Origin of the sequence: Streptomyces shenzhenensis, assembly GCF_003688995.1 — a bacterium.
In the GTDB taxonomy this organism is placed as follows: Bacteria; Actinomycetota; Actinomycetes; order Streptomycetales; family Streptomycetaceae; genus Streptomyces; species Streptomyces shenzhenensis_A.
Genome location: NZ_PENI01000019.1, coordinates 31,563 through 50,511, shown reverse-complemented (window position 1 = coordinate 50,511; position 18,949 = coordinate 31,563). Strand labels below are relative to the sequence as shown.

The 18,949-nt window shown below is 74.0% G+C and carries 15 protein-coding genes; 9 read left to right on the top strand and 6 right to left on the bottom strand.

The window, feature by feature from the left end:
* Positions 1–12: 12 nt before the first annotated feature.
* On the bottom strand, positions 13–489 hold the full coding sequence (locus tag CTZ28_RS26725; RefSeq protein ID WP_121892263.1) for a roadblock/LC7 domain-containing protein: 477 nt from the start codon (positions 487–489) through the stop codon (positions 13–15).
* Positions 486–3,143 (bottom strand): sensor histidine kinase, encoded by a 2,658-nt coding sequence (locus CTZ28_RS26720; protein WP_121892262.1) that lies wholly within the window; start codon positions 3,141–3,143, stop codon positions 486–488. The genes CTZ28_RS26725 and CTZ28_RS26720 overlap by 4 nt, the downstream gene beginning before the upstream one ends.
* A 381-nt stretch (positions 3,144–3,524) precedes the next feature.
* Here CTZ28_RS26720 and CTZ28_RS26715 point away from each other — a divergent pair, with 381 nt between their 5' ends.
* Together CTZ28_RS26715 and CTZ28_RS26710 are read left to right on the top strand one after the other, a co-directional pair.
* The gene (locus tag CTZ28_RS26715) at positions 3,525–4,484 is read left to right on the top strand and encodes an ABC transporter substrate-binding protein (RefSeq protein ID WP_121892261.1); all 960 of its coding nucleotides are present in this window, start codon (positions 3,525–3,527) and stop codon (positions 4,482–4,484) included.
* Between the two features lie 10 nt (positions 4,485–4,494).
* Positions 4,495–6,063 (top strand): aromatic amino acid ammonia-lyase, encoded by a 1,569-nt coding sequence (locus CTZ28_RS26710; protein WP_259471815.1) that lies wholly within the window; start codon positions 4,495–4,497, stop codon positions 6,061–6,063.
* Between the two features lie 48 nt (positions 6,064–6,111).
* Here CTZ28_RS26710 and CTZ28_RS26705 read toward each other — a convergent pair whose 3' ends face one another.
* Positions 6,112–6,567, bottom strand: a complete 456-nt coding sequence (locus tag CTZ28_RS26705) for a tellurite resistance TerB family protein (protein ID WP_121892260.1) — start codon at positions 6,565–6,567, stop codon at positions 6,112–6,114.
* Between the two features lie 619 nt (positions 6,568–7,186).
* Between CTZ28_RS26705 and CTZ28_RS26700 the strand changes: the two genes are divergently transcribed.
* The 6 genes from CTZ28_RS26700 to CTZ28_RS26680 all read left to right on the top strand — a co-directional run bounded on the left by CTZ28_RS26700 (position 7,187) and on the right by CTZ28_RS26680 (position 12,303).
* Positions 7,187–7,834, top strand: coding sequence for a ScbR family autoregulator-binding transcription factor (locus tag CTZ28_RS26700; protein ID WP_121892259.1), 648 nt, complete (start codon positions 7,187–7,189; stop codon positions 7,832–7,834).
* Between the two features lie 22 nt (positions 7,835–7,856).
* Entirely contained in the window at positions 7,857–9,047 is a 1,191-nt protein-coding gene (locus tag CTZ28_RS26695) for a damage-control phosphatase ARMT1 family protein (protein ID WP_121892360.1), read from the top strand.
* Positions 9,048–9,076: 29 nt separating this feature from the next.
* Complete coding sequence (locus CTZ28_RS47210) at positions 9,077–9,223, top strand: hypothetical protein (protein WP_183154610.1); 147 nt, start codon at positions 9,077–9,079, stop codon at positions 9,221–9,223.
* A 207-nt stretch (positions 9,224–9,430) separates the two neighbouring features.
* Complete coding sequence (locus CTZ28_RS26690; RefSeq protein WP_121892258.1) at positions 9,431–9,994, top strand: PDZ domain-containing protein; 564 nt, start codon at positions 9,431–9,433, stop codon at positions 9,992–9,994.
* A 172-nt stretch (positions 9,995–10,166) separates the two neighbouring features.
* Entirely contained in the window at positions 10,167–11,294 is a 1,128-nt protein-coding gene (locus CTZ28_RS26685) for an aminopeptidase P family protein (RefSeq protein WP_121892257.1), read from the top strand.
* Positions 11,295–11,358: 64 nt separating this feature from the next.
* The gene (locus CTZ28_RS26680; protein WP_121892256.1) at positions 11,359–12,303 is read left to right on the top strand and encodes a phosphotransferase family protein; all 945 of its coding nucleotides are present in this window, start codon (positions 11,359–11,361) and stop codon (positions 12,301–12,303) included.
* 39 nt (positions 12,304–12,342) lie between these two features.
* Here CTZ28_RS26680 and treZ read toward each other — a convergent pair whose 3' ends face one another.
* Positions 12,343–14,088 (bottom strand): malto-oligosyltrehalose trehalohydrolase, encoded by a 1,746-nt coding sequence (treZ, locus tag CTZ28_RS26675; RefSeq protein WP_121892255.1) that lies wholly within the window; start codon positions 14,086–14,088, stop codon positions 12,343–12,345.
* 184 nt (positions 14,089–14,272) lie between these two features.
* Here treZ and CTZ28_RS26670 point away from each other — a divergent pair, with 184 nt between their 5' ends.
* Positions 14,273–14,824 (top strand): DUF1707 and FHA domain-containing protein, encoded by a 552-nt coding sequence (locus CTZ28_RS26670; protein WP_121892254.1) that lies wholly within the window; start codon positions 14,273–14,275, stop codon positions 14,822–14,824.
* Positions 14,825–14,905: 81 nt separating this feature from the next.
* Here CTZ28_RS26670 and CTZ28_RS26665 read toward each other — a convergent pair whose 3' ends face one another.
* Complete coding sequence (locus CTZ28_RS26665) at positions 14,906–16,156, bottom strand: M14 family zinc carboxypeptidase (protein ID WP_121892253.1); 1,251 nt, start codon at positions 16,154–16,156, stop codon at positions 14,906–14,908.
* A gap of 224 nt (positions 16,157–16,380) precedes the next feature.
* Positions 16,381–18,807: a malto-oligosyltrehalose synthase gene (gene treY, locus CTZ28_RS26660; RefSeq protein WP_259471814.1), complete on the bottom strand. Its 2,427-nt coding sequence runs from the start codon at positions 18,805–18,807 to the stop codon at positions 16,381–16,383.
* Between the last annotated feature and the right edge of the window lie 142 nt (positions 18,808–18,949).

The window sequence follows — 18,949 nt, the reverse complement described above, 5'->3', positions numbered from 1 at the left end:
TCGGTGGGCCGGTCAGCGGGCCGACGCGACGCCGACGCTGTTCTTCAGTTCGAGTACCAGCTGGGGGCTGAGTGCGGCCCCGGCCCGGTTGGCGAACAGCGTCATCTCGTAGGCGATGTTGCCCAGCTTGGCCTCCTTGTCGGCGACCACACCGAGGACGGCGCCGCTGCCGATCGCGGAGACGATGACATGACCGCCCTCCAGATCGATGATGACCTTGTTGAGGCCGCCCAGACCGTAGTTGCCGGAGGCGCCGGCGGCCAGGCTGGTGATGCCGGAGACGATCGCCGCGAGCCGCTCGGAGTGCGCGCGCTCGCGCAGCTCCGACACGGCGATGAGCAGACCGTCCGACGACACGGCTATCGCGTCGACCACGCCCGCGGTCTCGGTGGCGAAGCGGTTCAGCAGCCAGGTGAAGTCGGCTGCGGCGGCCTGCAGGTCGGTCGGCGGGGTGCCGCCCGTCGGGGTGTCACCTGTCGACGTGCTCACTGCTCGGCTCCTTCCGGATGATGATTCTGGTCATGCGGCTGGTCCGCGCGCGCGGTCCCCGTGCCGGGGCGCGCGTGGCTGCCGGTGTCGCTGTCGAGCCGGGCCCGCGCCACGGCGGCCTCGAACTCCTCAAGTGCGTCGCGCTCGGCCTGCGCGTCCCGGGGGCGCGCCGCCTGCGGTACCGCCTGCTGGACGCTCGCGGTGGTGCGGAGCGTGGCTCCGCGTACCCGGCGGCGCAGCGGGCGGGCGCCCGCTGCGGCGTCGTCCGCGGGCGCGGCGGACGGCGGCATCTCGGTGCGGGCGCGCGGGATCAGCGGGGGTCGGCTGCCGGAGGCCGCGGTCTTCTCGTGGGGCGCGGCGGAGCTGCCCTCGGTCACGGCGGCGTTCTCCCTGGTCGGCGGGGCCGTGCCGGCGGCATCCTGCGGGACGTCGCGCCGGGGCAGACGGCGGGGGAGCGGGTCGTGCTCCGCGCCGGCGCCGTCGAGGGCGTACGCGTCCTCCCGGTCCGGGCGCGCCGGCGACGGACCCGAGGGCGCGCCGGAGGCGGTGGCCGGGGCGGACGGGCGCGGCGGCTTCACGGGCAGGACCGTGGCCGGGTGCGGGCCGGTGCTAGCGGGCGTGCCCGCCGCGGTGCCGGCCGGGCGCTCGGCCGGGGCGGCCCCGGCGGCGGCCGCGCCGTCGGCGGACACCGGGCTCATGGTGAGCAACAGCGAGGACGGCAGCGACACTTCGGCCGTGACACCGCCGCCCGGGGTACGGGTCAGCTCGACCCCGGTCTCCCAGCGGCGGGCCAGCGTGCCGACCACGAACAGGCCGAGCACCTTGGTCGGTACGAGGTCGAGGCGTTCGCGGCGGATCAGCCGGGCGTTCTCCTCGGCGAGGCGCTCCGCGCTCATGCCGAGGCCGTGGTCGGTGATGACGACGTGCGCTCCCTCGGCGCCGCAGCGGACGGTCACCTCGACGGGGCTGCCCTCCGGCGAGAACGACACCGCGTTCTCCAGGAGTTCGGCCACCATGAGGGTGAGGTCGCCGATGATGTCGGGCTCGACCATGGCGTCCGACGCGGTGTACAGCCGTACCCGCTGATAGCCCTCGATCTGGCCGAGAGCGGCCCGCACCACGTTGGTGAGGGGCGTGGGCCCGGAGTCCAGCACGGTCTCGCGGATGCCGGCCAGCAGCATCAGGCTGTCCGCGTTACGGCGCAGACGCACCGCGATGTGGTCGATGGAGTAGAGGCGTTCGAGCACGGCCGGGTCGGTCTCGCCGCGCTCCACCGCGTCGATCAGGGCCAGCTGACGAGTGGTCAGGTTGCTCACCCGGCGGCCCACGTTGCCGAACATCTCGGCGGTGTTGCGGCGGCTGAGCACCTGCCGCTCCAGCAGCGCTGCGGCGGTCGTCTGCACATGGTTGAAGGCCTCGGCCAGGTCGCCGATCTCGTCGCGCGCGGTGACCGGCATGTCCCGCAGCCGGGGCGGCCGGTCGTCCTCGGTGTCGTCGTCGGCCACCCGGGCGAGCTCCCGGCCGGCCACCTCGGCGACCTCCTGCGCCACTCCGGTCAGCGCCTGCACCGGGCGGATCACCGAGCGGCGGACCAGCACGGCGAGGGCGAGCCAGAGGGCGAAGCCGAGCAGCGCCCCGCCCAGCAGCAGCCCGGCGCGCCACTGGGCCGAGCGGGAGGCGTCGTCGGCCCGCTCGGCGATCTGGCCGATCAGCGAGGTGGTGATCTTCAGCCGGGCCGCGGCCTGCTCCGGGTAGTCGGGGTAGGCGTTCAGGGCGCCCTTGACCGCCTGCCGGATCTCCTCCTGGCTGCCCGACTCCAGCCTGCTGGTGTCGATCTGCAGCTCGGCGAACGACTGGGCGATGGCGCGCTGCGCGCGGGTGTGCTCCATCCCCGCCAGCTGCTCCGCCTGCGCCTCGGTGGCGAACCGGCCGAAGCGGTCGGCCTGGTGGTCGTACAGGTCGTAGGAGCCGACCGCGTTGGTGAACTCGATCAGCGCGTTGGTGTCCCCGGTGGTGGCCGAGAACACGCTGGTCTCGAAGGCGCCGTGGGCCGCGTCCGCGCGCAGCAGCGAGTCCAGCAGGTTGCCGGTGAAAGTGGAGGCGAGCGAGGTGTTGCGGTCCAGGCCGAGCCCGTCGATGAGGCCCTGGGCCGTGTTGGCGTAGGCCGGGTCGATGTTGTCGGCCGGCAGATAGGCCGCCTCGACCGAGTCGCGCAGGCTGGACAGGCCCTCGACCTCCCGCAGCGCCTGCGCCTCGCTCTCCGGCAGCCGGCCGCCGAAGGTGTCGAGCACCTTCTGCACCTGGGCGTCCACCGCCTCCTGGGCGGCCCGGTAGTCGGCGGGTGAGGGCCGGCTGACCCCGGACTCGTAGCGCACCGACAGCAGGATCGCCTGCTGGTGCTCGGCCTCCACCCGGTCCACCAGCCGCGCGACCTGCGCGCTGTCACGCACCAGCTGCGCCGCCGACCGCGCCGTGTTCGACTGCTGGACCAGATCCGTGATCAGGTACGACAGCAGTGCGGCGACCACGGCGAGCGGGACGCCGACGAGCAGATTGAGTTTGCGCCTGAAAGGCCACCGGTCGGCGAAGCCCCTGATGCCGCTCCGCGCCGGCGGGGCGTGCCGGGCGGGCGCGTCCACCTCGTTCGTGGACACCGGTCCTCCTTCGTGGGGGGTGTCTTCCGCGGGGCGTCTTCGCCCCGGTGTACGGGGCCTCGTCACCCCGTCGTGCTGGGGCGTCCTTGCCCCGGAACTGGTGCGCAACGACACCGAAACGGAACCAGTGCACCGCTGTGCCCGAAATCAACTGCGGTGAGACTACAGCTTGATTCAAGGACTGATCAGCTCGCCTTTCATCAAGAATCCGTTACAAAGAGAACGCTCCTCATACACAACTGACCACGGATCGAAGCCAATCGGTGACCCGCTGGCACTTGACTGGGCGAGAACTGGCTGGATTGGATCAGTGGCGAGCTGTTTCAGAGTTGTTCACCAACCCCGCCAACCCCACCGCCCACTGAACCCGGAACGGGAACCGTGACTTCCAACACCCACACCAGCAGGTTCATCCGGAGACACCGAGGCGCGGCTGCCGTCGCGCTCGCCGCTGCAACGGCCCTGCTGGCGGGCTGTTCCTCCGCCGACGGCACCTCCGACGACCCGCTCAAGGGCGAGAAGGCCAGCGGCGACACCGTCGTCGTGGGCTCCAACAACTTCGCCGAGAGCATCCTGATCGCCGACATCTACGGCGAGGCCCTGAAGGCCAAGGGAATCAAGGTCACCTACAAGCCCAACATCGGCAGCCGTGAAACGACGTACGGCCTGCTCAAGAACGGTTCGATCTCGGTCCTGCCCGAGTACAACGGTGCCCTGCTCGCCTACCTCGACTCGAAGGCCACCCCGAAGACCATCGAGGAGACCACGGCGGCCATCGAGGCCAAGCTCGACTCCAAGCTGACCCTGCTGGAGCCGGCCGAGGCCCAGGACAAGGACTCCGTCACGCTCAACGCGGCCACCGCGAAGAAGTACAGCCTGACCGGCCAGTCGTCCATCGCCGACCTCAAGGACGTCGCGAAGGACCTGGTCATCGGCGGTTCCCCGGAGTTCCAGACCCGGCACCAGGGCCTCGAGGGGCTGAAGTCCGTGTACGGCCTGGAGTTCAGCTCGTTCAAGGCGCTGGACGCGGGCGGCCCGCTCACCCAGGCGGCGCTGAAGAAGAACACCGTGCAGGCCGCCGACATCTTCACCACGGACCCGACCATCTCCAAGGAGAAGTTCGTGGTCCTCCAGGACACGGAGAACCTCTTCGGGTTCGCCAACGTCCAGCCGCTGGTCTACAAGGGCTCGCTCTCCCAGGAGGGCACCGACGCGCTCAACGCGGTGTCGGCCAAGCTGGACACGGCGACCCTGCTGGACCTCGACACCCAGGTGCAGTTGGAGAACAAGGACCCGCTGGACGTCGCCAAGGCCTGGCTGAAGTCCGCCGGCCTCGGCTGACGTCCGCACCGTGGACGCGAGCACGGACGGCGCGACGCGGGTGCCCCTGGTGTCCACGGACACCGGGGGCACCCGCGTCGCACTGGACGGCCGCGGCCTGGACCTGCCCGGACTCGTCCTGCTCGCCGACGCCGTCGCAGCTCCCTTCGTCCCCCCGGAGGCACTCGACCGGGCACACCGCGCCTGGGACACCATGGCCCGCCTGGCCGCGCACGGCCGCCTCTACGGCCGCGGCACCGGCGTGGGCGCGAACCGCTCCGTCCCGGTCGAAGCGGGCGACGAGACCGAGCACGGGCTGCGGCTGCTGCGCAGCCACGCGGGCGGCGCGGGACCGCTGCTGCCCGCCCGGCAGGTCCGCGCGATGCTCGCGGTCCGCGCCAACCAGCTCCTGGCCGGCGGCTCCGGCATCCACCCCTCCCTGATCACCGCCCTCACCGAGGCCCTGCGCCGCGGCGTCCACCCGGCGGTCCAGACATACGGCGGCGTGGGCACCGGCGATCTGACGGCCCTGGCCCAGACGGGCCTCACCCTCATCGGCGAACGCCCCTGGCTGGCCGCCGCCACGGACACGGCCCGGGCGCCGGACGTGGACCGCGGCCCCACCCGGCCGGCGGCCGGGACGGACGCCGCGCCGGCCGGGCTGCCCGCGCCTGTCACGCTGCGCGCCGGCGACGCGCTCGCCCTGCTCAGCAGCAATGCCCTCGCGCTCGGCCAGGCCGCGCTCGCCGGACACGCCGTGGCCGTCCTGCTGCGTGCCACGCACGCCGTCGCCGCGCTCTCCCTCGCCGCCGTCGCCGGGTCCCCGGAGGCGTATGCCGCCCCGCTGCACGCCCTGCGCCCCTACCCCGGACCGGCCCGCGCCGCCGCCGAGGTACGCCGGCTGCTGGAGCTGCCCGACCGGCCGGTCACCGCCGGGCGGCGCATCCAGGACCCGTACGGCTTCCGCGTCTTCCCGCAGGTGCACGGCGCCGCGCTGGAGGCCTGCGACGCGCTGCGCCGGATCGTCGAGGTGGAGATCAACACCCCCACGGAGAACCCGGTGCTGGCCGCCGACGGTCACGCCTACCACCACGGCGGCTTCTTCGCCGCCCCGCTGGGCCTGGCCCTGGACGGCCTGAACCTGGCCCTGCTGCAGACGGCCCAGCTCTCCGCCGCCCGCCTGTCCGCGCTCGGCCGCGCCGACCTGACCGGACTGACCGACTTCCTCGCCACCGGCCCGGCCGGCAGCTCCGGCACCATGATCCTGGAGTACACCGCCAACTCGGCCCTCGCGGAGCTGCGTTCGTGCGCCGCCCCCGCCTCCGCCGGGCACGCCGTCCTCTCCCACGGCCTGGAGGAGGCCGCCGGCTTCGCCGGCCAGGCCGCCCGGCAGACCCGGCGGGCGGCCGATGCCTACGCCACCGTCCTCGCCTGCGAACTGGTCGCCGCCGTACGGGCGCTGCGTCTGCACCGGGCGGCCCCGCCCGTCCCCGCGCTCGCGCTGGCCGCGGCCGTGCTCCCGCCGGACACCGAGGACCGTCCCCTGACCGGGGACATCACGACGGCGACCGACCTGCTGCCGCTCCTGGCAGAACTGTGACCGGGACCGCACCCCACCCCCGGCGGGCGGTGGTGGGGCGGCTCGCCCTCAGAGGTCGAACTCGTGCGGCGGGAGGTCCAGGGTGAAGCAGGCCTCCCGGACCACCGCCTGCTCGGTCTTGTCGAAGTCGCCGTCGGCGCCGCCGATGACGATGCCGATCTGGATCACCGCGCGGGCCTCGGCGGGCTTCTTCTTCGCCTTGGCGATCTCCTGGAGCACACTGACCTTGCCGAAGTCGAAGTCGGCGGTCAGCTTGTTCAGGTTCTCCTCGAAACGGCGCCGCAGATCGTCCGCGGGGAAGTTCTGCAGCACCTCGTTCGTGGCGATCAACTGGGCCACGCGCTGGCGCTCGGCCGGGTCGATGGTCCCGTCCGCGGCGGCGACGAGCGCGCACATGGCCATGCTCGCGTCACGGAAGGCACCGCTCTTCAGGTCGTTCTTCTTCGCCACGAGCTGGGTCTGCATCGTCGATGCGGACTCCTTGATGCGGTCCCACAGGGCCATGCGAACTCCTTGAATGCACAGTCGAATGCCTCTACAGCACCGTAGAAACTCTCGGGAGTCCCGTTAAGTTCCGGTGGCCCGCGGCACGATCACCTCGGTGCCCGAGGCCTCCGTCCGGCCCACCGGCAGCGTAGGTGCGGCGCGTTCGTCGCGTACCGGTCGACCGGCCGGAATCAGGGGGCGGTTTCCGGCCGTATGGCATCGACGGCCGGCGCGCGCCGGGCCGTTGCAGGCGTGATGACCTCCGGTGGGGCGGCTTCCGCGGCTGCTGAGCCGGTCGATGTGCAGATGCACCGACCGGACCGTCCGTTCTACGGTCCGGCCGCCGCGCCATTGAGAACCGACCGTCCGCCTCGTATCGTGGCGATCAACGGTGTGGCGCACACCTGTCCGCCGGAGCCTCCGCAAACCGGGAGAGAGCCGAGGGACACCCGTGCTTCGACACCGTCCGTTTACGGAAGAGGGCGGGCGATCAGGCTCGCCCGTACCACCGTTGTGCGTGCCGAACGCCCGGTCCGCACACCGAACGAGCGCTTTCGCATGGTGAGCTATCGTGTGCGGGGGGTAAAAACAAACGGCACGCCCCGTTCTTTTCCGGCCGTCAAGGAGTGTCCAGCAGATGGCGAGGCAGTTACGCGCCGAGCAGACCCGCGCGACGATCATCACGGCCGCGGCCGACCTGTTCGACCGTCAGGGCTACGAGTCCACCAGCCTGAGCGACATCGTCGAGCACGCCCGGGTCACCAAGGGGGCGCTGTACTTCCACTTCGCCGCCAAGGAGGACCTAGCGCACGCCATCATGGAGCTCCAGTCCAGGTCGGCCCGGCAGTTGACGGCCGAGGTGGACCGCCGCGGCTGCTCCTCGCTGGAGTCCCTGATCCGCACCACGTTCGGCATCGCCCGGCTCGCCGTCGAGGGCCCCATCCCCCGGGCGGGACTCCGGCTGGCCACCGCGGACATCTCCGTACGCCCGCCGCTCAGGCACCCCTTCACCGAGTGGCTGGAACTGGCCACCCGCAAACTCCTCGGCGCCGTCAAGGAGTCCGACGTCCATCCGGACGTCGATGTGGAGGCCGCCGCCCACTCCCTGGTCTGTTTCTTCGTCGGCACCCGCGTCGCCGGCCGCTCCCTCGACCCCGTCGGCCGGCTGCCCCGCCGGATCGCCGAGATGTGGCACCTGTTGATCCGCAGTCTGGTGCCGGTGCCCCGCAGGGCCCGCTATCTCACCCTCGCCACGCAGCTGGAGCGGGAGATCAGAACCGTCTGAACCGCGCGGTACGGTGACGGACATGCCCGACACCCCCGCCGCGCCCGTGCTCCTCGGCAACGCGCCCGGCTCGTTCCCGCACAGCGTGCTCGCCGAGCGGCACCCGGCGATCGTCCGCCAGGTACGGGACTCCTTCCCGTACGGGCCCGAGCAGCACCGCGCGCTGGACGCGCTGCTGAAGAGCTGCGCCGACGGCGTGATCGAACCGCTCCCCGCCGCCGCGGCCGACCGTGACCGATGGCGGGAATGGGGCATGGCGGCGCGGACCGGCCGGTCCTGGTTCGATGTGCCGTGGCTGTGGTCCGAGAGCCACTTCTACCGCCGGCTCCTCGACGCCGTCGGCTACTTCGGCCCCGGCGCCTGGCAGGGCATCGACCCCTTCCGGCCCGTGAAGCTCGCCGAACTCGACGCCGCGGAGACGGACGAGGAACTGGCCGCGCTGGACGCGCTGGAGGACCGGCCGGAGGACGAGCGGGCACGGGCCCTGCTGCACGGCTCGCTCTGGGGCAACCGCGCCGACCTCGGCTTCCGCCTCTCGGACACGGGTGCCGAGGCCCGGGCTGCGGTCCCCGCGCTGGTGCACGACGACAGCGACGCCCTGTGGGCGCGGCTCCCGCCCGCCGGCACCGGCACGCTGTGCCTGGTCGCCGACAACGCGGGCCGCGAACTCATCCCCGATCTGCTGCTGATCGCCCACCTGCTCGGCGAGGGCCGGGTCGGGCAGGCGGTGCTGCACGTCAAGCCGTACCCGTACTACGTCTCCGACGCGACCACCGCCGATGTGGTGGACGCGCTGCGCCGGCTCACGGCGGCGCCCGGCGCGGCGGCCCGGTACGGGCGGCTGCTGTGGACGGCCCTGGCCGACGGACGCCTCGACGTGCGGGCGCACCCCTTCTCCTGCGCCCCGCTGCCGTACGCGAACATGCCCGACGACCTGCGCGCCGACTTCGCCGCGGCCGTCCTGACGATCGTCAAGGGCGACCTCAACTACCGGCGTCTGGTGGGCGACCGGATGTGGCCGCCGACCACACCCTTCCGCGAGGTCACCGCCTACTGGCCCGGCCCCGTCGCCGCCCTGCGCACACTGAAGTCCGACGTGGTCACCGGTCTGGACGCGGCCACCGAGACCGCCCTCGTGCGGGCCGAGGGACAGCGCTGGCGCACCGCGGGCACGCATGCGCTGATCCAGGTCAGGACGTCACAACGACCGTAGCGGAGGCCGGCCGGGCGCTCGACGCATACGTGGCCGACCTGCGGAACTGGCTCGCCGGCATCCTGAACTGGCACCGCACGGTCGACCGTTACAAGCCCGGCTGTCTGGGCCGCCGCGCCAACGGCTTTCTGCCGTACCGCCCGACGCGGGCACCCTCACCGCGGGCCACGGTCTGACCCTGCTGCCCCGCGCTGCGGTCGCCGTACCGCCGGCCGAACCCCCGGTCGTGCACCCCGCCGCGTCGCCGCGGTCCTCCGGTGGGGGCCGGACCGGGGTGTCCGCGTGATCTTGTGGCTTCCCACCGCCGACCCCCGGGCAGTCTCACTCGTTCGTGGCTCGTCGGGTCCGGGCACGCCGGGTAGAGCATCTGCCGGAGGCGATCCATGGAACAGACAGCGTTGCGTCCCAAGCCCATGCCCGGTCAGGAGCAGCCGGCCGACCCCGCGCCCGGTTCCGCCCGGCGCCTGCACGCCGCCCGGCGGCGCGGCCGGCGGCTCAGAGCCCTGCTGTTCGGACTGTTCGCCGGCACGGTGCTGGTCCTGTCGGGCGTCGGGCTCGGCGCGGCCGGCGCCACCGTGATCGGCATGGGCAAGCTGGCCGATCTTCAACGCCAGGCGCCGCCCTCGCACCCGTCGGCCCCCGTCACCTCGGCCGCGTCACCGGGGCCCTCGGCCGCGTCGGCCGGCGCGACCCTCGGTGTCGAGGCCGTGGACGCCGAGAAGGCGGGGGCGCAGGTCATCGCCGTCCACGAGCCCGGCCCCGGCCACACGGCGGGCCTGGTCCGCGGCGACGTACTCCTCCAGTTCGGGCCGAGCCGCATCGACACGGCCGCCGACCTCGCCCGGGCCGTCTCCCACGCCCGCCCGGGAGAGCAGGTCACCCTCACCGTGCGCCACCACGACGGCGGCCACCAGCAGGTGACCGTCGTCCCCGGCATCGTCACCTGAGCACCGGCGAGCGGCCCGCCGGCCGGCCGGCGGCACGGCACCGGGGGGATGACCGGCCGCCGCCCGGTCACCGCGACGCGCGTCCATGACGGCTCGCGCCGCCCTCGGTGTGGGGGCAGGATGCTTCCCATGGTTGTTCGCCCTGCCCGCGCACGCGTCTCCGGAGGCCTAAATGTCCGGTAGCCCGCCCGCTCCCTTCACCGCCGACGACTACCGGGCCCGCATGGACCGCGCGGCGCGCTCAGCCGCCGACGCCGGACTCGCCGGGCTGCTGGTCGCGCCGGGACCCGACCTGGTGTGGCTCACCGGCTACGCGCCCACCGCCGTCACCGAACGGCTCACCCTGCTGGTGCTGGCCGCCGACCGTGACCCGGTGCTCGTCGTGCCCGCCCTGGAGGCCCCGGACGCCCGGAAGGCGGTCGGCGCGCCCGCGCTGACCCTGCGGGACTGGACCGACGGCACGGACCCCTACGCCGTGACCGGTGCCCTGCTCGCCCCGCGCGGCCGGTTCGGCATCAGCGACAACGCCTGGGCGATGCACCTGCTCGGCCTCCAGAAGACGCTGCCCGGCACCTCCTACGCCTCCCTCACCGACGCCCTGCCGATGCTCCGCGCCGTCAAGGACACCGCGGAACTGGAGCTGCTGGCCGCTGCGGGAGCGGCGGCCGACGCGGCGTTCGAGGAGATCCGGAAGGCCTCCTTCGCCGGCCGCCGCGAGTCCGACGTGGGCCGCGACCTCGCCGACCTGCTGCGACGGTTCGGGCACTCCCAGGTCGACTTCACCATCGTCGGCTCAGGACCGAACGGCGCCGACCCGCACCACGAGGTCGGCGACCGTGTCATCCGGCGCGGCGACATGGTCGTCCTCGACTTCGGCGGCCTGAAGGACGGCTACGGCTCCGACACCACGCGCACGGTCCACGTGGGCGAGCCCACCGACGAGGAACGCACGGTCCATGACATCGTGCGCGCCGCCCAGGAGGCGGGCTTTCGCGCGGTACGGCCCGGCGTCGCCTGCCAGGAGGTCGACCGCGCCGCCCGCGCGGTGATCGAGGACGCCGGGTACGGCGAGTACTTCATCCACCGCACCGGACACGGTATCGGCGTCACCACGCACGAGCCGCCGTACATGATCGAGGGCGAGCGGCAGCCCCTCGTGCCCGGCATGTGCTTCTCCGTGGAACCCGGCGTCTATCTGCCCGGCCGGTTCGGCGTGCGCATCGAGGACATCGTCACCGTGACCGAGGACGGCGGCCGCCGGTTCAACGACACCACCCGCGACATGGTCATAGTGGAGTAAGGGCACCGCCCCCGCGAGCAGGAGACACCCCCTCGACGACACCCCGGACGACAACGGCGCGACCATGACCCAGGCACCGACCCCCACCACGGACACCGTCCGCCGGCTGATCCGTGCGCTTGTCCAGGAGAGCGCGGACGGCGCCGCCGGACCCGACGTGCGGCCCGTCGCGGAGGGCGGCGAGCACGCCACGTGGTGGGTCGGCAGCCGCTATGTGCTGCGGCTCGCCCCCGACCGGGACGCCGCCGGCCGCCAGCGGCGCGAACTGCGCGTGCGCGACCTGGTGCGCCCGCACCTGCCGGTCGGCGTCCCGGTCAGCGTGGCGCACGGCGAGTGGGCGCCGGGACTGACCTACACCCTCGACACCAGACTGCCCGGCGGTTCCGGGGAGGAGCGCGAGGTGTCCGCCGTCGGCGAGGCCGACCTCGCCGGGCTGCTCACCGGCCTGCGCGAGGTGCCCGTACGGCAGGCCGAGGGCCTCGGCGTGCCGCGCGCCGCGCCGCGCTCGCTGGAGGCGCTGCGCCGGATGGCCGTGACCGCCGCCGAACGCCTGGGCGCCGCCGACGAGTTCGACCCCGCCCTGCTGCGGCAGCTCACCCGGGCCGGCGCGGCGCAGCTCACCGCCCAGTCCGGCACCGCGGTCCTGGTCCACCACGGCCTCAAGGGCGAGCACCTGGTGGTGAGCGACGACGGGCGGGTGCGCGGGGTCCTCGACTGGACCGACACGGCCGTCGGCGACCCCGCGGAGGACATCGCCGGGCTCGCGCTCGCCGTCGGGTCCGGCGCGGCCGTGCGCGCCGCCACCCTCGCCGACTACGGCGCCCGTCCCTGTCTGCGCGGCCTGTGGCTCGCCCGCTGCGACACCGTGCTGCGGCTCGCGGACCGCCTCGACGGCCGTGACGTGGGCCCCCTGCCGCTGCTGCGGACCCAGCTGCGGCGGGCCTGGGAGGCGATCCTGCTGGAGCGGGTGACCGAGTTCCGGGACGACAAGCCGGACGAGGCCGGGTAGCCGGGCCGCCCGGCGGGTCCGGCGCGCTGCGGCGGCAGCTCAGGCCTGGTCCAGCACCACGCACGACTCGCCGGGCAGGTGCAGCAGCCCGTCCGGGCCCGGCGCCTCGACCGGTTCCCAGGCGGCGAGCACCTCGGCCCGGCGGGTGCCCAGCGCGATCGCCGCGGGGCCGGGACCGAGGTTCACGGCGACGCGGATGTCCCCGCGGCGGAAGGCGAGCCAGCGCGCCTCCTCGTCGTACGCCACCTTGGTGTCGGCGAGATCGGGATCGGTGAGGTCCGGCTGCTCCCGGCGCAGCGCGAGCAGCCGGCGGTACCAGGCCAGCACGCGCGCGTGGGGCTCGCGTTCCGGCTCCGACCAGTCCAGGCAGGAACGCTCGCGGGTCGCCGGGTCCTGCGGGTCGGGCACGTCCTGCTCGGCCCAGCCGAGCGCCGCGAACTCCCGCCGCCTGCCCCGCCGTACGGCCTCCGCCAGGCCGGGATCGGTGTGGTCGGTGAAGAACTGCCACGGTGTGCCCGCCGCCCACTCCTCGCCCATGAACAGCATCGGCGTGAACGGCGAGGTCAGCGTGAGCGTGGCCGCGCAGGCCAGCAGGCCCGGGGAGAGGGCGGCCGACAGCCGGTCGCCCCGGGCCCGGTTGCCGACCTGGTCGTGGCTCTGGGCGTAGCCGAGCAGCCGGTGCCCGGCCGTGCGGGTGCGGTCCAGCGGCCGGCCGTGGTGCCGGCCCCGGAAGCTCGCATAGGTGCCGTCGTGGAAGAAGCCACCGGTCAGGGTCTTGGCGAGGGCGGCGAACGGGGCCCGCGCGAAGTCGGCGTAATAGCCCTGGGACTCGCCGGTCAGCGCTGCGTGCAGCGCATGGTGGAAGTCGTCGTTCCACTGCGCGTGCACCCCGAGCCCGTGCTCCGCGCGCGGGGTGATGATCCGCGGGTCGTTGAGGTCGGACTCGGCGATCAGGAACAGCGGCCGGCCCAGTTCGGCGGCTAGGCCGTCCACGGCCGCCGACAGCTCCTCCAGGAAGTGCAGTGCGCGCGTGTCCCGCAGCGTGTGCACCGCGTCCAGCCGCAGCCCGTCGATCCGGTAGTCGCGCAGCCAGGCCAGCGCGCTGCCCACGAGATAGCCGCGCACCTCGTCGGAGCCGGGCGCGTCCAGGTTGACGGCCGCGCCCCAGGGGGTGTGCTGGGTCTCGGTGAAGTACGGGCCGAACGCGGGCAGATGGTTGCCGCTCGGGCCCAGGTGGTTGTGCACGACGTCCAGGACGACGCCGAGGCCGAGCGCGTGCGCCCGGTCGACGAACCGTTTCAGCGCCTCGGGTCCGCCGTACGGCTCGTGCACCGCCCACGGCGACACGCCCTCGTAGCCCCAGCCGTGCCGCCCCGGGAAGGGGCACAGCGGCATCAACTCCACGTGGGTCACGCCCAGTTCCACCAGGTGCCGGAGCCGCTCGGCCGCCGCGTCCAGGGTGCCCTCGGGGGTGTACGTGCCCACGTGCAGCTCGTACAGGACGGCGCCCGGCAGCGCGCGGCCCGCCCACGGGGCACGCCATTCGTACCGGGTGTGGTCCACGACGGCGCTCGGCCCGTCCGGTCCGTCCGGCTGACGGCGGGAACGGGGGTCGGGCAGCACCGGGCCGTCGTCCAGCGCGAACCCGTACCGCGCGCCGTCGGCCGCCGCCGCCTCCCCCGACCACCACCCCGTACGGTCCGGATCGGGTTCCAACGCGCGCGTGGCTCCCTCGCAATGGAGCGTCACCCGGTCTGCCAGCGGTGCCCACACCTCGAACTGCACGGACGGTTCCCCTTCGTCTGCTCACCGTGATGTAGCCCGTCCATCGTGCCGTGAGCGGGGCGGATCCGCTTTTGAATCTTGGCTTTCCCGGTGGATGTCGCCAGAAGTACGCGCGCGTGGCGGGCGTTTTCGCGTCGCGGGGGTCTCCTGGACACCCCGGGTTCACTGACCGACAATCGCCAATGTGACGTCGTCCTTCGAGCACCACACATATCCCGCGCGGCTGTCCGACGCCGAGCGCGACAAGGCGCTGAAGGTGCTCCGCGACGGCGCCGCCGCGGGCCGGCTGTCGCACGACACGTTCGTGCGCCGCATGGAACTGGCGCTCATCGCGCGCCGGCCCGACGAACTCGCCGCGCTCACCGCCGACCTGACCCGGGAGGGCCGCTTCGCACGCGGCGTCCTCGGCGCCGTCGAAGCGGTCTCCGGGTTCACCGTACGGCTGCGCAGGGCCTGGCACGCCGAGCGGCTGCCCAAGCTGCTGCTGCCCCACCCGGCGGCCGGCCAGGCGCTGCGCATCGGCCGTGACCCGGCCAACGGGCTGCGCCTGAACCATGAGACGGTCTCCCGCGTGCACGCCGAACTCAGCCGCCAGGGCGGCATGTGGGTGCTCAGGGACCTCGGCTCGACCAACGGCACGAGCGTGAACGGGCGCCGGGTGATCGGCGCCGCCGTCGTCCGCGCGGGCGACCAGGTCGCCTTCGGCCGAGCGGCCTTCCGCCTCACGGCAGGCTGAACAAGCCCACCACCCCGCCCACGGGCAGCCCGACGGAAGTGCCGCTCCCGCCCATTGCTCGGCGGTGGGCCGGGAGTTCGGTCATGTGGTGCGGTCGCGGGCGTGGAGGGCCGCGGCCAGGACCGTGCGCGATTGGTGTTCGACCTGGTGCTCCAGCGGCACCCAACGGGCGCGGAAACGTTTCGCAAAGGCGTCGCACCAGGCCACGACGAGCTGTTCGAGTCCGGGCGCGGCCCGGTCGTCGGCGGCCCGGAGCACCCGCAGCAGCATCGCCGCCGCCCGCAGCGGCAGCCGCCGCCCGAACGCGTCCACGCTGCCGACGTACGCCATCGTCGTGTCGACGGGCGGCGTGTCGATCCAGTCCGCGGCCAGCCCCGGAATCAGTTCGAGCGCCCACCGGGCGGCCCGCAGCAGCGGACCCCCGGTGCCGTCCAGCCGCGGCAGCGCCTCGGCCAGCACCTGGTCCACCTGGAGCGCGTCCCGCTGCAACCGGTGCGCGAGCCGGCGCATCGCCGCCGCCGGGGCGGGATGCGGCGCCGGGTCGTCCACCAGGTCGCTGGCCCACATGGGCACCTCCACCACGGCTGTGAGACCGCCGTACCGGTGCGCGTGGTACCAGGTGCTGTGCCGCGCGTCGTCCGGCATGCTCGGGTACGCGACACCGGAGTCCGGCCCCGGCATCACCCGCACCCCGGGCCCCGAGGCGGGCCACCCGGCGGCGTCCGAGGCGCCCGTCTCCACCGGGATGTGCAGCTCGGCGGCGGACTTGGCGAACGGCTCGGCGAGCCCCGGCACGTCCCTGGTCAACTGCACCCAGCTGCCGCCCAGATCGGTACCGTGCAGCGTCACCTGGAGATAGGGCCGCACCTCGTCGATCACCCCGGTCAGGGCCCGGGTCTCGGGCGGCAGCCGGTCCGGCGGCAGCACCGAGGGCGACCACTCCGGCTGCTCGGGCCCGGCCGGGCGGTAGAAGCCGAGGTGGTAGTCGAGCAGGCTGCGCGGCGTCGGCGTCACATGCAGACTCGCCCCGTCCGGGTCCGCGCACAGCAGGAAGTGCCAGGCGGTGCCGGACCGCAACTCCCGCTCGTGCAGCACCCGTTCGGCGAGAGCGAGGAGCGTGGAGCCACCGGTCGGCTCGTTGGCGTGGGCGCCCGCCACCACCAGGACGGCCCGTCGGGCATGCCCCACGGACAGCAGGTGCAGGGGTCTGCCCGCACGGGAGACACCGACCTGTCGCAGTGCGCACAGGCTGGGCCGCTCCCTCGCCAACGCCCTGGCCACCGCGATGAGTTCAGGAACGCTGGGGTAATGCAGCTCCGGCAGCAGACCCACCCCCGACTTGTCCGCCTGACTTCGCCATCCCCAGTGCCGCACGACAGCGGGGAACTGTCAAGGACGACACCGCGGAGGCTCGGGCTCCGGTGCGGCGCCGCCGGGTCCGGGGCTCCACCCCCGGGACGAGGTGGCCCGACCTCCTGTGACATGGACGAACGTGACCTGCGTCCGCCCTGGCGCACGGTCATGGCCGGGGCGCCGCACCAAGGGACGTGACGGCTTCAGTCCGTCCCGCCGGCCCGCTCCAGCAGGGCCACCGGTCCCGGCCCGAACAGGTCCGCCACGCGCGCGTGGCCGTCGAACGTGCGCTCCGGGGCCAGCACGTCCGCCCAGCGGCCCGGCGGAAGCGCGAGCCGCGTGTCGCGCCAGCCGCCTGCCTCCGCCAGCCGCAGCGACAGCCGCGTCACCGCGGTCACCACCTCCCCGGACCGCGCGAACGCCAGACAGTGCGCCGCGGCCGGGCCCTCCGCGGCCAGCGGCGCGTACGTCGCCGCGTCCCCGAAGACGTCCGGACGGCGCGCGCGCAGCCGCAGTGCCGCCGCCGTCACCGCGGCCTTCTCCCCGGACCGCCCCGGCTCCAGGGGCTCCACGGACCCGGCGGTCTCCCCGGCCGGGAACCGCACCGGCCGCCGGTTGTCCGGGTCCACCAGCGCCCGGTACTCGTCCTCCGTGCCCTGGTACAGGTCCGGCACCCCGGGCATCGTCAGATGGACCAGGGCGGTGCCGAGGACGTTCGCCCGCACGTGCGCCGCCAGGGAGTCCCGGAGGGCGGCCACACGCGCGCCGGGCGCACCGCACGGCCCGGCCGCGACGAACGCCGCCACCGCCTCCTCGTACGCCGTGTCCCGCTCCGTCCAGCCGGTGTGCAGGCCCGCCTCGCGCGCGTGCTTCAGCAGCGCCTGCCCGACCCGCTCCGGGTCCGCCGGGCCCAGCCCGAACACCGTCTGCCAGGCCGCCCAGGCGAGCTGCGCGTCCGGCATCACGGCGGCGTCGCGGCTCACCTCGGCGAGGACGTCCGCCCACCGCCGCGGGCACTCGGTGAGCACGGCCAGCGCGGCACGCACATCGGCGCTGCGCTTGGTGTCGTGCGTCGACACCACGGTCCCGGTGCCCGGCCAGTCGCGCTGCACGCGCGCGCAGTACGCGTGGAAGTCCTTGGGGGACACGGCCGGGCGGCCCGGATCGCCGCCGACCTCGGTCGCGGACAGCAGCGGCACGTACCGGTAGAACGCGGTGTCCTCCACGGACTTGGCGCGCAGCGCCGACGCGGTCTGCGCGAACCGCGCCCGGAACTCGGTGAGGTCCGGACCGGCGCCGGGCGTCCCGTCCGCGGGCGGTCCCAGCAGCAGGCCGCGCACGACGTCCACCGCCTCCCCCTCCTCGGGCACGGCGAAGGCGTGCCGGGCCTCGGCGGCGGCCTCCCGGGTGACCACCAGGGCCGTGTCCCCGGAGCCGTACGGCCGGTACACCCGCAGCCGGACCAGCAGCTCCCGCAGCGCGGTGCGCAGCGCCCAGGGCGCGCGGTCGCGCAGCGCGGGGTCCGGGGAGGCGGCGCACAGCCGGCTCGCCACCCGGGTCAGCCGGTCCGTCTCGGCGGCCAGCTCGTGCGAGAGCACCTCGTGCGCGGCCCGCCGCACCGTGGCGTCCCAGTCGCCGCCCCGGTCCGTGCGCGGCGCCGCGAACCGCCGGTAGTGGCCGAGCAGTTCGCCGGCGCCCGCCGGGTCCGTGAACAGGCCGTCGACGTGCCGGAGGGCGTCGTAGCCGGTGGTCCCTGCGACGGGCCAGGAGGCGGGCAGCCGTTCCCCGTCGGCCAGGATCTTCTCGACGACGGTCCAGCGCCCGCCGGCCGCCTCGTGCAGCCGCCGCAGATAGCCGTCGGGGTCGGCGAGGCCGTCGGGGTGGTCGACCCGCAGCCCGTCGACCACGCCCTCGCGCAGCAGCTGGAGGATCTTCGCGTGGGTGGCCTCGAACACCTCCGGGTCCTCCACCCGTACGCCGATGAGTTCGGAGATGCTGAAGAAACGCCGGTAGTTGAGTTCCGTACGGGCCAGCCGCCACCACACCGGCCGGTACCACTGGGCGTCCAGCAGCCGGGGCAGCGGCAGGTGCGCCGTGCCCTCGCGCAGCGGGAAGGCATGGTCGTGGTAGCGCAGCACGTCGCCGTCCACCACCAGATGCGAGATCTCCGCGCCGAGCGGACCGCCGAGGACCGGCAGCAGCAGTTGCCCGCCCTGGGCCGCCGTCCAGTCGATGTCGAACCAGCGCGCGTACGGCGACGCGGGACCCTCCCGCAGCACCTCCCACAGGGCGCGGTTGTGGCGCGGGGCCAGCGCCATGTGGTTGGGCACGATGTCCACGACGAGGCCGAGCCCGTGCTCCCGCGCGGTCCGTGCGAGCGCCCGCAGGCCCTCCTCACCGCCCAGCTCACCCCGTACGCGCGCGTGGTCCACCACGTCGTAGCCGTGCGCGGAGCCCGGCACGGCCTCCAGGACGGGGGACAGATGCAGATGCGACACGCCGAGCGAGGCCAGATGCGGCACGGCGGCCGCGGCCGCCGCGAACGGAAACCCGGGCTGCACCTGGAGCCGGTAGGTGGCCGTGGGCACCCCCGGTGCGGACCGCCCGGCCGGCATAGGGACATCTGTCATGCAGACCTATGTACCCATCCCGTCCTCTGTCGTGTCACAGTCTCCCCCGCACGCACGCACCCACGCGCGCGTGGCGGACGGCCGGCGCGTGGGGCGACAGGCAAGATCTCTATTTCCCCTTGGAAACACGGCTGTTCAGGCC